This is a genomic window from Rubrivivax soli (genome assembly GCF_049810355.1).
In the GTDB taxonomy this organism is placed as follows: Bacteria; Pseudomonadota; Gammaproteobacteria; order Burkholderiales; family Burkholderiaceae_C; genus Rubrivivax.
On the sequence record NZ_CP187368.1, the window covers coordinates 965,748 to 978,819 of the forward strand.

Below are 13,072 nucleotides of genomic sequence, written 5' to 3' on the forward strand. Positions count from 1 at the left end.
GGTGCCCCTCGTCCAGCGGGTACGCTGGCCGATCCCCCGGGGGGATGCGGGCCGGCTCGGGAGCGGCCCGGCGCTCGGCCCGCAGCGCACAGGTGGACACAGCATGTCTCATGCCGACAACCCCTGCACCGCTTCGACGATGGCCGCGCTGTTCGACACCGCGCCGAACACGCCGCCCTGCATCAGCACCATCTTCAGCGCCGCCTCGTGGTTGCCGCGGTCGGTGGCGCCGGTGGCGTCTTCGACCAGCACGCACTCGAAGCCGCGGTCGTTGGCCTCGCGCATCGTCGTGTGCACACAGACGTCTGTGGTGATGCCGGTGAGCACCAGGTTGCGGATGCCGCGGGTGTGCAGCACGAGTTCCAGGTCGGTGGCGCAGAAGCTGCCCTTGCCGGGCTTGTCGATCACCACCTCGCCGGGCAGCGGCGCCAGCTCGGGGATGATCTGCCAGCCCGGCTCGCCGCGCACCAGGATGCGACCGCAGGGGCCGGCGTCGCCGATGCCGGCACCGATGCGCTGCGAGCGCCAGCGCTTGTTGGCCGGCAGGTCGCTCAGGTCGGGCCGGTGCCCTTCGCGCGTGTGGAGGACGTGGCAGCCCGCGGCGCGGAACGCCGCCAGCAGCTGCGCGATCGGCGCGATCGGCGCGCGTGTCAGCGCCAGGTCGTAGCCCATCGTGTCGACGTAGCCGCCGATGCCGCAGAAGTCGGTCTGCATGTCGATGACGAGCAGCGCGGTGTTGGCCGGCCGCAGGTCGCCGTCGAACGGCCAGGGGTACGGGGTGGACGCGATGTGCGGCATGGCCTCAGAAGCTGTGAATGAGCTCGGCGCGTCCGAGCAGACTGCCCGGCGCGTCTGGACCTAGGCGCAAAGCACAGCCGTAGCCCGGGCTACGGCGCGCATTTGCAACGACGAGCCAGGCGTGCTGGGCGGGATGAGCGGGCGTGGCGGGCTTGTTCACAGCTTCTCAGCCTTCCAGCGGGTTGGGCTCGGGGCCACGGTAGGCGCGCGTGGGCGCCGCGAAGCCGCAGGGCGTGCCGTCGCGCACCTGGATGCTGGCGTCCCAGGGCAGCTTGTAGCGGCCGGCCACCATGTCGTGCATGAAGGTGTAGGGGCAGTCCTGCGCGCCGCCCTGCACCGCCACGTAGCCGCGGTGCCAGAGCTGGTAGGGGTTGTTCTCCACGCCCCAGCCGGCGCGGGCCTCGCGCACCAGGTCGGGCCGCAGCTCGGCGGTGATGATCTCGTCGGGCCGGCCGCCACCTTCCGTGATGACGGTGCCGTCGAAGTTGCAGAACATGCCCTCGCCCATGCTGTCGAAGCTGCCGTCGCTGCCGCACAAGCAGACGCTGGCGGTGATGGCCAGGTTCTGGAACGCGTTCGCCTGGTTGGTGATCTTCCACGCGTGGCGGATCGGCGCCGTGTAGCCGGCGGTGCGCAGGATGATCTCGGCGCCCTTGTATGCGGCCTCGCGCGCCATCTCGGGGAACATGCCGTCGTGGCAGATGATCAGCGCGAGCTTGCTGCCGTTGGGGCCGTCGCACACCGGGATGCCCATGTTGCCGGGCTCCCAGGCTTCCACCGGCACCCACGGGTGCAGCTTGCGGTAGTACAGGCGGATGGCGCCCTGGTCGTCGATGATCAGCCCGGTGTTGTACGGGTTGCCGCCGGGGTTCCTCTCCATGATCGAGAAGCAGCCCCAGATCCTGTGCTGCACGCACGCGGCGCGGAACGACGCCACCTCGGGGCCGTCGAGCGAGACCATCAGCTCGTCGGCCGTGCTCATGCTCAGGCCCTGCAGCGCGTACTCGGGGAACACCACCAGGTCCATCGTGCCCTGGTTGCGGCGGGCCTTGCCCACCATCCAGCAGATGCGCTCGGCCTGCGCTTTCAGCTGCGCCGGCGTTTCCACCACCGGCAACTGCAGCTGCACCAGGCCCACCACGACGCCGTGCGCCGACTTGTTCAAACCACCCAATCCACTCATCGCGAGACTCCCAGTTCCATCGGTGCGCCCTTCAGGCTGCGCTTGGGCGAACAGGTCCACACCAGGATCGCCAGCGTCAGCGCGTAGGGCACGGCATTGAAGAGGTCGTAGTAGCCGCTGACGCCCACGCTCTGCAGCGCCGGCCCCAGCGCGCCGGCGCCGCCGAACAGCAGCGCGGCGCCCAGGCAGCGCACCGGGCTCCAGCGCGCGAAGATCACCAGCGCCACGGCGATCAGCCCCTGGCCCGAGGACAGCCCCTCGTTCCAGCTGCCCGGGTAGTACAGGCTCAGGCTGGCGCCGCCCAGCCCGGCGATGAAGCCGCCGGCGGCGGTGGCGGCGATGCGCACGCCGTTGACGCTGGTGCCCAGCGCGCGCGCGGCGTCCGACGAATCGCCCACCATGCGCACCACCAGCCCCCAGCGCGTGTTGGCGAAGGCCCAGCCCATGCCCAGCGCCAGCAGCACGCCGATGGGGAACAGCGCGTTGATCTGCAGCGCCGCCTGCACCGACGGCGAACTGCTCCAGCCGCCCAGCGCGATGGCCGGGATCTGCGGCGCCTGCGGCTGGATCAGCGGCTTGCCCAGCGTGAAGGCCAGGCCGGCGCCCAGCAGCATCAGCGCGATGCCCATCGCGATGTCGTTCACGCGCTGCAGCGAACACACCAGCCCGTGCAGCAGCGCCAGCAGCGCGCCGCTGGCGCCGGCCGCCAGCACACCCACCCACGGCGAGCCGCTGAGGCAGGCGCCGCCGAAGCCGGCCATGGCCGAGAACACCAGCACGCCTTCCAGGCCCAGGTTGATGCGGCCGGCCTTCTCGGTCAGGCACTCGCCCAGGCTGACGAAGAGGAAGGGCGTGCCGACGCGGATGGCGCCGCCGAGCACGGCGATCAGCACGTCGAGGACTGCGGAATCGGTCATGTGCTCTGCGCCTGGGGGGCGGTGGGCAGCGGTGCACGCTGCGGCAGCAGGCTGAACGGCAGCAGCCGGCCGCGCCAGGCCTCGCTGGCGAGGATCAGCACGAAGGCAAAGCCCAGCAGCACCTGCACCGACGCGTCGGGCAGTCCGAGCCGGCGCTGCAGCAGGCTGCCCGCGGCACCGAAGCCGCCGAACAGGATGGCCACCGGGATGATGGCCAGCGGGTGGTGCCGCGCGACGAAGCTGACGAGGATGCCGGCATAGCCCAGCCCGGCGATCAGCGAGGCATTGGCCGCGGTGTGCACGGCCGCGACCTCGATGCCGCCGGCCAGGCCCGCACCCGCGCCGCCCAGCGCGCAGGCGGTGATGATCAGCCGGTTCGTCGGCAGGCCCACGAGGCGCGCGGCCCGTGCATTGCCGCCGACCACGCGTGTCGAGAAGCCGTGCGTCGAGGCCATCAGCCACACCGCCGCCAGCAGGCACAGCACGACGCCGAAGGCCAGCCCCCAGTGCACGTCGTAGCCCGCGATGCCGCCGATGCGCAGGCTCTCGTCCAGCGGCAGCGTCGACGGCTTGTTCAAGCTCGCCGGGTCGCGCATCGGGCCTTCGACGAAGTGCTTGAAGAGTGCGATCGCGATGTAGCCCAGCAGCAGGCTGCTGATGGTCTCGTTGACGCCGCGGTACTGGCGCAGCGCGCCCGCCAGCGCGATCCAGACCGCCCCGGCCGCAGCGGCGGCCAGCAGCAGCAGCGCCGTGCCCGCAGCACCGGCCGGCAGCGGCAGCAGGTACGGCAGCCCGGCACAGGCCAGGCCGCCCAGCACCAGCGCGCCTTCGCCGCCGATCACCGTGAGCCCGGCGCGGGCCGGCAGCGCCACGGCCAGCGCCGTCAGCATCAGCGGGGCGGCGCGCTGCAGCGTGTTCTGCCACGAGAAGGCGTCGCCGAAGGCGCCGACGAAGAGCAGCCGCCACACCTCCAGCGGGTCGTGCCCGCCGAACCAGGTGAAGACGCCGAACAGCAGCAGCGCGCCGGCCAGCGCCAGCAGCGGCAGCGCGAAGGCTTCGGCCAGGTCGTGCCAGGCGCGGCGCATGGCGTGGGCCTCAGACCTTGCCGATGACGCCTTCGACCAGGTAGTTCATGCCTTCGAGCTCGATGTCGGTCTGCTTGAAGGCCTTGCCCCTGGGCACCACCACCTTGCCGGTGTTGTCCTTCAGCTCGCCCGCGAAGATGTCGAAGCTGCCGGCGATCATCTTCGCCTTCACGGCGTCGGCGTTCTTGCGTGCGGCTTCGCTGACGCTGCTGCCGTAGGGCGAGGTCTTCACGAAGCCGTCCTTCAGGCCGCCGCGCACGAAGTTCGGGTGCGGCTTGCCGCTGCGCGCGGCCTCGATGATCTGCTTGTACGCGGTGATCCAGTTCCACTCGGCACCGGTCAGGTAGGCCGCCGGCGCCAGCCTGGCCTGGCTGGCGTGGTAGCCGCAGACCATCTTGCCGCGGCGCGCGGCGGTCTCCACCACGACCTTGGGGCCGTCCACGTGCATCGTGAACACGTCCACGCCCTGGTCGGCCAGGCCGTTGGTGGCCTCGGCCTCCTTCACGGCCATGCTCCAGTCGCCGGTGAAGATGACCGAGCAGGTGATCTTCGGGTCCACCGAGCGCGCGCCCAGCGTGTACGCGTTGATGTTGCGCAGCACCTGCGGGATCGGCTTGGCCGCCACGAAGCCGATCTTCTTGCTCTTGCTCATGTGGCCGGCGACGACACCGTTGAGGTACTGCGCCTCGTCGATGTAGCCGAAGAAGCTGCCGGTGTTGGCCGGGTGCTTGCCGGCGCTCCACAGGCCGCCGCAGTGGGCGAAGCGCACGTCCTTGTTCTTGCCTGCCACCGCCAGCATGTGCGGGTCGAAGTAGCCGAAGCTGGTGGGGAACAGCAGCGTCGCGCCGTCCTGGCTGATCATGCCCTGCATGGTCTTCTGCACGGCCTGCGTCTCGGGCACGTTCTCTTCCTCGACGGCCTTGATGCCGGCGAGCTTCTTCACCTCGGCCGCGGCTTCGGCGTGCGCCTGGTTGTAGCCGAAATCGTCCTTCGGGCCGACGTAGATGAAGCCCACGCTCAGCGGCTTCTGCGCCCAGGCCCACGGGGCCAGGCCGGCCAGCGAGGCGGCGGAGAGTTGGGCAAGTGCGCGGCGGCGCGAGGCGACATCGGTGCGGGACATGGGCGGCTCCTGGTGGTGTGGCGCCCGTTGCACTGGCTTGGGGCGCGTTCTGGTATACCAGTTGGTATGCAGCAAAACGCGTGCCGGCCCCGTGGTCGCCGGGACGGCCCGGCAGCCGCTCAGCCTCCGTTCAGCAGCAACCCGCCCAGGCGCTGCGCCTGTAGAACGGCCCCAGGTCCTCGGCCATCTCGCCCAGCTGCCGCCGCCACAGGTCGAAACCCGGCGCGGCCGCCAGCCCCGACCGCACGCGCGCCAGCAACTCGGCGCGCAGCGTGGGTTCGTCCAGCGTCTGCAGCACGCCGCCCTGCACCACGCTGCGTCCGCCGACGACAACCTCGTCGATGAACGCACCACGGCCGCGCGCCAGCAGCAGCTGCAGCGGGTCGATGCCGGGAAACAGCGGGTCGTCGTCGAGCGCGTCCCAGTCCAGCAGCACCAGGTCGGCCGGTGCGCCGGGCAGCAGCACGCCGCCGCTGTCGTCGCCGCTCACGCTGCGCCGGCCGTGGCGCGCCGCGAAAGCCCAGAGCTGCGCGTGGTCCATCGTGGTCTCGAAGCCCCAACCGCGGTGCAGCGCCAGCGCCAGGCGCATCTCGCGCAGCGCGTCGTCGTCTTCGTCGAAGGCCATGCCGTCCAGACCCATCGCGACACGGCAGCCCTGGCGCAGCATCTCGGGCACCGGCGCGATGCCCGACTTCAGGCCCAGGTTCGAACTGGTGTTGACGGCGATCGTGACCCCGCGCTCGGCCAGCAGTGCCAGCTCGTCGGGCCGCGCCCAGGCGCAGTGCGCCAGCGTCAGCCGCGGGCTCAGCAGGCCGATGCCGTCGAGGAAGCGCACGATGCCCTGCGGGTGCACCTGGTCGGCCCAGTCGCGCTGGTAGCGGGTTTCCAGCAGGTGCATGTGCACGCGGCGGCCGCTGGCCGCCGAGTCCTGCGCCACCGCCTCCAGCAGCGGCGTGCTGCACCACTGCACGCCGGCCGGGCCGTGCTGCAGCGTGACGTGCGCGGCCAGGCTGGGGTCGGCCGCCAGCGCCTCGGCCAGCGCCTGCACCACGGCCAGCTGCTCGGCGGGCGGCACCGGCCGCACCGACAGCTTCGCCGCCACAGGCGCGTGCAGCGCCGGCCGCAGCGCGGCCAGCATCGTGGTGTCGTCGGCGAGGCCGATGCCGTTGCGGTCGCGCATGGCCACCGCGAAGCCGATGTGCACGCCGACGTCGCGCGCCGCGCGCGCCACGGCCAGCGCTTCGTCCACGTAGGCCATGCCGCCCTGCACGCGCGTGTAGTGCACCATCAGCTGCGCCACCCCCTGGCGCACCGAACGCGCGAACGAGGTCGCGGCGCACAGGTAGGGGTCGGCGCCGGGCAGCACGCCCAGGAAGGGCAGCCAGCTTTCCAGCGGCTGCCCGAACGCACCCAGCGTGGCGCTGCGGAAGGTGCGCGCGTGGTCGTGCGCGTTGGCCAGCGCGGGCAGCGCCAGCCGCCGGCGGCCGGCCGGCGGCGCCGCCAGCGGCGTGACGGCCGCCACGCGTGCGCCGTCCAGCGCGATGCGCATGTCGGCCTGCGCCGGTGCACTGCCGGGCTGCGCCAGCAGCCAGGCGCAGTCGAAGCCACTCACGGCAGCGCCAGCTTGCGTTCGGCCAGCGGCGGCAGGAAGCGGCGGTCGAAGACCTCGGCCGGCGCCGGCTGGCGCGGCAGCTCGAACACCGCCGCCAGCTGCGCCACCGAGCGCTTCAGCCGCTCGTCGCTGACGTCGCCGATGCCGGCCTGCGCCACCTCGGGCGTCAGCACCACGGTGCGCAGCGCGTAGAGCATGCGGCGCTTCTCCAGGTCCTTGTTGATCAGCGGCTCGCGCCTGGCCAGCGCCTCGATGGCGGCGTCGGGGTTGGCGATGGCATCGCGCACGCCCTTGTGCACCGCGCGCACGAGGCCGGCCACGGCCTGCGGCTTGTCCTTCAGGAACTGCTGCGACACCAGGATGCCGTTGCTGTAGAGGTCGATGCCGTGGTCGGCGTAGTGGAACCAGCGGATGTCCTTCTCGGGGTCCAGCCCCTGTGCCACCAGGTTCATGTAGCTGGTGACGCTGAACACCGCCGACGCGTCGACCTGGTCGCGCAGCAGCATCTGTTCCTGCAGGTTGGGCGCCATGTTGGTCCAGCGCACCTTGGCCGTGTCGATGCCGTTCTTCTCGGCCAGCGTGCTGAACATGCGCATCGCCGCGCCCCCGGCCGGCGAGCCCAGGTTCTTGCCTTCCAGGTCCTTCAGCGTCTTGATCGGGCTGCCGGCCTTGGTCATCAGCGCGAACGGCGTGCGGTTGTAGATCTGGTAGACCATCACCGGCGCCTGCCCCGGCTTGGCGGCGGCGTTCTGCACGATGGCGTTGAGGTCGCCGAAGGCCGCCTGGTAGGCACCCGCCATCACCTTGGTGACGGCCGTGGCCGAGCCGTCGCCCTGGTCGATCGTGAGGTCGAGCTTCTCCTGCGCGAAGTAGCCGCGGTCCTGCGCCAGGAAGTACCAGGCGTGCACGCCCTGCAGCTTCCAGTCGAGCACGAACTTCACGGGCGTGGTGTCTTGCGCGTGGGCGGCCAGCGGCAGGCCGAGGGTGGCGGCAGCAGACGCCGCAGCCAGCGCCAGCGCGGCACGACGGCGGATGGAAACGTGGGACATGGTGAGGCTCCTGGCAGTGGGTGGGGAATGGGCGGGGGGATCGGAACTCAGTCGGTCAAGGCCTCGAACAGCACGTCCTGCGCGCCCTGCCACAGCACCTGGGTGCCGAGCGCGCGCAGTTGCTCCTTGCCTTCGACGACGGTGAGGAAGTGGTTGCCGGCCAGCGGGCCCATCCTGCTGGCGAAGCTGCAGCTGCCGTAGGCCCAGAGGATCTCGGTCTCGCTGTAGCCGCCCGGGTAGAACAGGATGTCGCCCACGCTCGGGTGGCTGGTGTGGTTCTCGAAGCCCACGCCGAGCTGGAAGTCGCCCAGCGGCACCCACACGGCCTCGCCGCTCCAGCGCACGTGGATGAGCTTCTGGCGGTAGGGCAGCAGGCGCAGGAAGGCGGCCACGGTCTGCGGCGCGTCGGGGTGGGTCTCGGCGACGAAGACGCGGTCGGCGGCGGTGATGCGGATGCGGGTCATGGAGGGTGTGGCAGTTGGGAGAGGCAGGTCAGGACCCGGGCTGGCCGATCCACTTGGTGACGGTGGGCGGCTGCCAGGCGGCCAGCGCGTCGAGCAGGCGCGCGGGGTCGGGTTCGATCACCAGCATGTCGCGGTGCTCGGGCTTCATGAAGCCTTCGGCGGTGGCGGTGGACAGCATCGCGCGCAGCGGCGCGTAGTAGCCCTGCACGTCCAGCGCCGCACAGGCCTTGGCGTGGTCGCCCAGCTGCGTCAGCGTCGCGGCTTCCAGCAGCTCTTCCAGCGTGCCCAGCCCGCCGGGCAAGGCGATGAAGGCGTCGGCCAGCGCGGCCATGCGGGCCTTGCGGGCGCGCATGTCGGGCGCCACCTCGTGGCGGCTGAGGCCGGGGTGCAGGTGGCCGCGGTCGAACAGGCGCTGGTTGATGACGCCGACCACCGTGCCGCCCGCGGCCAGCGCGGCGTCGGCCACCACGCCCATCAGCCCCTTGTGCGTGCCGCCGTAGACCAGCGTGGTGCCGCGTGCGGCCAGCAGCGTGCCCAGGGTGCGCGCCGCGTCGGCGTACACGGGGCTGCTGCCGAAGTTCGAGCCGCAGAACACGGCCACGCTGGCCGGTGCCTTGGGAGCAGACGGCGCCGTCATGCCATCACCGGGTCGTTCTTGCGCTGCGCCCAGCCCGTCATGCGGCCTTCGACCAGCGACGAGACGGCATACAGCAGCACGCCCATCACGGCCAGGATCACGAGGCCGGCGAACACCATCGGCACGTCGAAGTTGCCGCTGGCGATCATCATCACGTTGCCGATGCCCTTGTTGGCGGCCACGGTCTCGGCCAGCACGGTGCCCACGAAGGCCAGCGTGATGGCGATCTTCAGCGACGCGAACAGGTACGGCAGCGCGCGCGGCAGGCCCACGTTCCACAGGATGTCGCGCTTCTTCGCACCCAGCACGCGCAGCACGTCTTCCAGCTCGGGCTCGGTGTTGGCCAGGCCCGTGGCCACGTTCACCACCACCGGGAAGATGCTGATCACCATCGAGGTCAGCACCGCCGGCACGGTGCCGGCGCCGAACCAGACCACGAAGATCGGCACCACCGCCACCTTCGGGATGCTGGAGAAGCCCACCAGCAGCGGGTAGGCCACGTCGTAGGCGAGCTTCGACGAGCCGATCACCATGCCGATGACGATGCCGGCCAGCACGCCCAGCGCGAAGCCGGTCAGCGTGGTCGTCAGCGTCTGCACCGTGTGCGGCCACAGCAGCGGGAACTTGGTCCACAGCACCTCGGCGATCTGCGAGGGCCGCGGCAGGATCAGGTCCGACACGCCGGTGGCGCGGCAGACCAGTTCCCAGACGAGGAAGAAGGCCGCCAGCGCGGCGGCGGACATCAGCCGCTGGCGGGTCTTGGCGCTCAACGGCGACGCGATGGGGGTGCTCATGCCGCTTGCTCCTCGGGCGTGCCCGGCGTGCGGGCGTGTGCGATGCGCATGCGCAGCTGCTGCACCAGCGTGGCGAACTCGGGTGCGTAGCTCATCTCCAGCGTGCGCGGGCGTTCGAACGGCACGTCGCGGTCTTCCAGGATGCGGCCGGGCCGCGCGCTCATCACGCAGATGCGGTTGGCGAGGTAGGCCGACTCGCGCAGGTCGTGCGTGACCAGCAGCACCGTGGGCCGCTGGCGCATCCACAGCGTCTGCAGGATGGCCCACAGCTCCTCGCGCGTGAACTGGTCGAGCGCGCCGAAGGGCTCGTCCAGCAGCAGGAGCTGCGGTTCGTGCACCAGGGCACGGCACAGCGACGCGCGCTGCAGCATGCCGCCCGACAGCTGCCAGGGCCGCTTGTCGCCGAAGCCCTTCAGGCCCACCTGCTCCAGCAGCGCCTCGGCGCGCTCGGCGTACTCGCCGCCCTTCTTCTTCGCCCAGTCCTGGCGGAAGGGCTCGACGATCTTCAGCGGGATCATCACGTTCTCGCGGATCGTCAGCCAGGGCAGCATCGTCGGGTTCTGGAACGCCAGGCCGATGCGCACGCGCGCGGCCTCGGCACCTGCCGCCGCCACCTCGCGCTTGGCCACGATGACGGCGCCCGCGCTCGGCTGCAGCAGCCCGGCCACCAGCTTCAGGATGGTGCTCTTGCCGCAGCCGCTGGGCCCCACCAGCGCGACGAAGTCGCCCTGGTCGATGCGCAGGTTGGTGCGGTCCAGCGCCACGGTGCCGCCGCCGTAGCGCAGCGACACGTCGGACAGGTCGATGAACGGATCGCCCATCACGCCACCCGCACGATGGCGGCCACCGGGCCGCCGCCGGCCGGGCCCTGGTGTTCGGCGCCGCCCGAGACGTACAGCGCGGTGTGGCCCACCACCGAGGCCAGCACGGCGCCGACGGCGGCGCGGGCATGGCGGGTGGCGTGGATGTCGGAATCTCCCAGCATGGTGTGTCTTTCGCCGCGCACGCGGCCGTCGGGGCTGGCTTCGGCCTTGGCCAGCAGGTTGACAAGGCGGCGCTGCACGGCGGCAGCGTCGCGGTCGGGGTCGAGATCGAAGGCCTCGCGCAGCAGCCGGCGCACGCTGGCCGCGTCCACCGCGTCCTGCATCACGGTGTGCGCGATGCGGTACGGCGACGTGGCGCCCACCGCTTCGCCGAGCACGATGACGACGTTGTGCTCCAGCTCGATGCCGGCCGAGGCCGATGCCCGGCCGCTGTGCAGCGACCAATCGTGCAGCACCGCGGCGTCGCTGACGGCGGCTTCGGCCACCTCGCCCAGCGCCACCGCCACGCCCAGCGCCGAGGCACCGCGCGACCAGCCCATCGACTCGTAGGCGTCGTGCGTGGCCGGCGCGGCGCCGCGGGACAGCGCGTCCTGCACCTTGGCCGCGGTGAGCAGCGGGCACTTCACCTGCACGAAGTGCACGTCGTCGCGGCTGGCGATGCCGGCGTCCTGCAACGCCGCCTGCACCGCGGCGGCAGTGGCCTGCACCTGGGCGGCACGGCCCAGCTCTTCGGGCAGGAAGTCGCGTGTGTGGGCGATGCCGACCACCAGGCGCTTGGCCGCGCCGGCAGCCCCGGTCGCGGCCAGGCGCCGGCGCGTGTACACCGTGAAGTGCGGCGACAGCACGCCCTCGGTGCCGCCGGACATCACCAGCGCCACCCGCGCGGCCACCGCGGCCGGGGTGCAGGCCAGGTGCGGCGCCAGCAGGTGGCACCAGGCGGTGCTGGCGAAGTCGCGCGTGTGGTCGTTGACGCAGCCGTTGCCTTCGGTCTTGCCCATCACCGCGACGATCTCGGCTGGCACCAGGCTGCCGGCCTCGATCAGCGCCTGCACCGCGCGCAGGTCGCCGGGGCCGCTGCAGGGCACGCGCAGCACCTCCACGTGCTGGGCGGCGTTCATCGCGCCAGCTCCGCGGCCACGGCGTCGTCGGGCAGCGCGTTCGGCCGCACGCCCGCCGGATGCGCCACGATGGCGCGGCTGCTGTGCTCGGTGTTGCGCGGCTGCGGCGTGGGCATGCGCTGCACGGTCTTGACGCTGCGGCCCCAGCCGATGCTGTCGTCCACCAGGCGGCCGTCGCGCAGCGTGAATCGGCCGCGCAGCAGCGTGTGCACCGGATAGCCCTGCACTGCGCGACCGTGCCACGGCGAGATCTTGCTCAACGACTGCAGCCGGCCCTGGTGCAGCGTGCCGCGGCGTTCCATGTCGACCACCGCGATGTCGGCATGTGCGCCCACCTGCAGCACGCCCTTGGTGCCGTACAGCCCCCAGGCCTTGGCCGGTGCCACGGCGCTCCAGCGCACGTAGTCCATCAGCGTGGCACGCTGGCGGTTCACTTCCGTCAGCATGATGGGCATCTGCGTCTCCACGCCGGGGAAGCCGCAGTCGCAGGCCCAGATGCTCTCGCGTGTCTTCTCTTCCGGCGTGTGCGGTGCGTGGTCGGTGGCGATCATGTCGATCGTGCCGTCCATCAGCGCGTCCCACAGCGGCTGGTTGTGGCGCGCCTCGCGCACCGGCGGATTCACGCGCAGGATGCCGCCCAGGCGCAGCATATCGGCCGTGTTGAGCAGCAGGTACTGCGGGCAGGTCTCGACCGTCACGTCGACGCCGCGCGCCTTGGCCGCGCGCAGCAGGAACAGCGAATCGGCAGCGCTGTGGTGCGCGATGTGCACACGCGCGCCGGTCCACTCGGCCAGCGTCAGCACGCGGCCGATGGCCTCGATCTCGGCCACCGCGGGCCGCGCCGCCAGGTGCGCCTGCGCGTCGATGCGGCCGGCGTCCTGCAACTGCTTCTGGCGCCGCGCCATGATCGACGAGTTCTCGGCATGCACCACCGTGCGCACGCCCAGCGGCGCCAGGATCTCGAAGCCTTCGAGCAGCGCACCGTCGCTGGGCGCCGGCAGGTTGCCGAAGGTGTTGCCGACGAAGGCCTTGAAGCTGGTGGCGCCACCCTCCAGCAGGTCTTCCAGCAGGTGCACGGTGTCGTCGCCCAGCAGCGCGTGGATGCCGAAGTCGACGAAGCTGCGCTCGGCCGCCTTCAGCTTCATCGCGAGTGCCTCGCGCGTGCCGGTGGGCGGGTTCGTGTTCGGCATGTCGAACACGGTGGTCACGCCGCCGCAGGCGGCGGCGGCCGAGCCGGTGGCCCAGGTCTCCTTGTGCGGGTAGCCCGGGTCGCGGAAGTGCACGTGGCTGTCGATGGCACCGGGCAGCAGGTACTGCCCGTCGGCACGCAGCGTCTCGCGCGCCGGCGGCATCAGGTCGTCGTGGCCGACGGCGACGATCAGGCCGTCGGCGATGGCCACCGACGCCGGCACGATGCCTTCGGGCGACACCACCTGGCCGCCGCGGATGAGCAGGTCGGCGCTTTTCATCG

General features: G+C 71.6%; 13 protein-coding genes. All 13 read right to left on the reverse strand.

Annotation, left to right across the window (positions count from 1 at the left end):
- Positions 1-108 precede the first annotated feature (108 nt).
- Positions 109-798, reverse strand: coding sequence for a cysteine hydrolase family protein (locus ACPOLB_RS04205; RefSeq protein ID WP_425260049.1), 690 nt, complete (start codon positions 796-798; stop codon positions 109-111).
- Positions 799-964: 166 nt separating this feature from the next.
- On the reverse strand, positions 965-1,981 hold the full coding sequence (locus tag ACPOLB_RS04210) for a formamidase (RefSeq protein ID WP_425260050.1): 1,017 nt from the start codon (positions 1,979-1,981) through the stop codon (positions 965-967).
- On the reverse strand, positions 1,978-2,898 hold the full coding sequence (locus ACPOLB_RS04215) for an ABC transporter permease (RefSeq protein ID WP_425260051.1): 921 nt from the start codon (positions 2,896-2,898) through the stop codon (positions 1,978-1,980). The genes ACPOLB_RS04210 and ACPOLB_RS04215 overlap by 4 nt, the downstream gene beginning before the upstream one ends.
- Positions 2,895-3,983 carry an ABC transporter permease gene (locus ACPOLB_RS04220; RefSeq protein ID WP_425260052.1) on the reverse strand — a complete coding sequence of 363 codons (1,089 nt, stop codon included), beginning with the start codon at positions 3,981-3,983 and terminating at the stop codon, positions 2,895-2,897. The genes ACPOLB_RS04215 and ACPOLB_RS04220 overlap by 4 nt, the downstream gene beginning before the upstream one ends.
- A gap of 10 nt (positions 3,984-3,993) precedes the next feature.
- The gene (locus tag ACPOLB_RS04225; RefSeq protein WP_425260053.1) at positions 3,994-5,103 is read right to left on the reverse strand and encodes a BMP family ABC transporter substrate-binding protein; all 1,110 of its coding nucleotides are present in this window, start codon (positions 5,101-5,103) and stop codon (positions 3,994-3,996) included.
- A gap of 130 nt (positions 5,104-5,233) precedes the next feature.
- Positions 5,234-6,715, reverse strand: a complete 1,482-nt coding sequence (locus tag ACPOLB_RS04230; protein WP_425260054.1) for an amidohydrolase family protein — start codon at positions 6,713-6,715, stop codon at positions 5,234-5,236.
- Entirely contained in the window at positions 6,712-7,764 is a 1,053-nt protein-coding gene (locus ACPOLB_RS04235; RefSeq protein ID WP_425260055.1) for an ABC transporter substrate-binding protein, read from the reverse strand. The genes ACPOLB_RS04230 and ACPOLB_RS04235 overlap by 4 nt, the downstream gene beginning before the upstream one ends.
- A gap of 47 nt (positions 7,765-7,811) precedes the next feature.
- Complete coding sequence (locus ACPOLB_RS04240; RefSeq protein WP_425260056.1) at positions 7,812-8,228, reverse strand: DUF3830 family protein; 417 nt, start codon at positions 8,226-8,228, stop codon at positions 7,812-7,814.
- Between the two features lie 28 nt (positions 8,229-8,256).
- A complete protein-coding gene (locus ACPOLB_RS04245) occupies positions 8,257-8,865 on the reverse strand; it encodes a TIGR00730 family Rossman fold protein (RefSeq protein ID WP_425260057.1) in 609 nt (202 codons plus the stop codon).
- A complete protein-coding gene (locus tag ACPOLB_RS04250; protein WP_425260058.1) occupies positions 8,862-9,659 on the reverse strand; it encodes an ABC transporter permease in 798 nt (265 codons plus the stop codon). Before ACPOLB_RS04250 ends, ACPOLB_RS04245 begins: the two co-directional genes overlap by 4 nt.
- Positions 9,656-10,480, reverse strand: a complete 825-nt coding sequence (locus tag ACPOLB_RS04255) for an ABC transporter ATP-binding protein (protein ID WP_425260059.1) — start codon at positions 10,478-10,480, stop codon at positions 9,656-9,658. Before ACPOLB_RS04255 ends, ACPOLB_RS04250 begins: the two co-directional genes overlap by 4 nt.
- Positions 10,480-11,601 carry a ring-opening amidohydrolase gene (locus tag ACPOLB_RS04260; RefSeq protein WP_425260060.1) on the reverse strand — a complete coding sequence of 374 codons (1,122 nt, stop codon included), beginning with the start codon at positions 11,599-11,601 and terminating at the stop codon, positions 10,480-10,482. The genes ACPOLB_RS04255 and ACPOLB_RS04260 overlap by 1 nt, the downstream gene beginning before the upstream one ends.
- Positions 11,598-13,070, reverse strand: a complete 1,473-nt coding sequence (allB, locus tag ACPOLB_RS04265) for an allantoinase AllB (protein ID WP_425260061.1) — start codon at positions 13,068-13,070, stop codon at positions 11,598-11,600. The genes ACPOLB_RS04260 and allB overlap by 4 nt, the downstream gene beginning before the upstream one ends.
- Positions 13,071-13,072 lie beyond the last annotated feature (2 nt).

What these genes read in the sequence shown, in the direction of transcription:
- ACPOLB_RS04205 (WP_425260049.1), bottom strand. Translation starts at nt 798, where the DNA reads ATGCCGCACATCGCGTCCACCCCGTACCCCTGGCCGTTCGACGGCGAC.
- ACPOLB_RS04210 (WP_425260050.1), bottom strand. Translation starts at nt 1,981, where the DNA reads ATGAGTGGATTGGGTGGTTTGAACAAGTCGGCGCACGGCGTCGTGGTG.
- ACPOLB_RS04215 (WP_425260051.1), bottom strand. Translation starts at nt 2,898, where the DNA reads ATGACCGATTCCGCAGTCCTCGACGTGCTGATCGCCGTGCTCGGCGGC.
- ACPOLB_RS04220 (WP_425260052.1), bottom strand. Translation starts at nt 3,983, where the DNA reads ATGCGCCGCGCCTGGCACGACCTGGCCGAAGCCTTCGCGCTGCCGCTG.
- ACPOLB_RS04225 (WP_425260053.1), bottom strand. Translation starts at nt 5,103, where the DNA reads ATGTCCCGCACCGATGTCGCCTCGCGCCGCCGCGCACTTGCCCAACTC.
- ACPOLB_RS04235 (WP_425260055.1), bottom strand. Translation starts at nt 7,764, where the DNA reads ATGTCCCACGTTTCCATCCGCCGTCGTGCCGCGCTGGCGCTGGCTGCG.
- ACPOLB_RS04240 (WP_425260056.1), bottom strand. Translation starts at nt 8,228, where the DNA reads ATGACCCGCATCCGCATCACCGCCGCCGACCGCGTCTTCGTCGCCGAG.
- ACPOLB_RS04245 (WP_425260057.1), bottom strand. Translation starts at nt 8,865, where the DNA reads ATGACGGCGCCGTCTGCTCCCAAGGCACCGGCCAGCGTGGCCGTGTTC.
- ACPOLB_RS04250 (WP_425260058.1), bottom strand. Translation starts at nt 9,659, where the DNA reads ATGAGCACCCCCATCGCGTCGCCGTTGAGCGCCAAGACCCGCCAGCGG.
- ACPOLB_RS04255 (WP_425260059.1), bottom strand. Translation starts at nt 10,480, where the DNA reads ATGGGCGATCCGTTCATCGACCTGTCCGACGTGTCGCTGCGCTACGGC.
- ACPOLB_RS04260 (WP_425260060.1), bottom strand. Translation starts at nt 11,601, where the DNA reads ATGAACGCCGCCCAGCACGTGGAGGTGCTGCGCGTGCCCTGCAGCGGC.
- allB (WP_425260061.1), bottom strand. Translation starts at nt 13,070, where the DNA reads ATGAAAAGCGCCGACCTGCTCATCCGCGGCGGCCAGGTGGTGTCGCCC.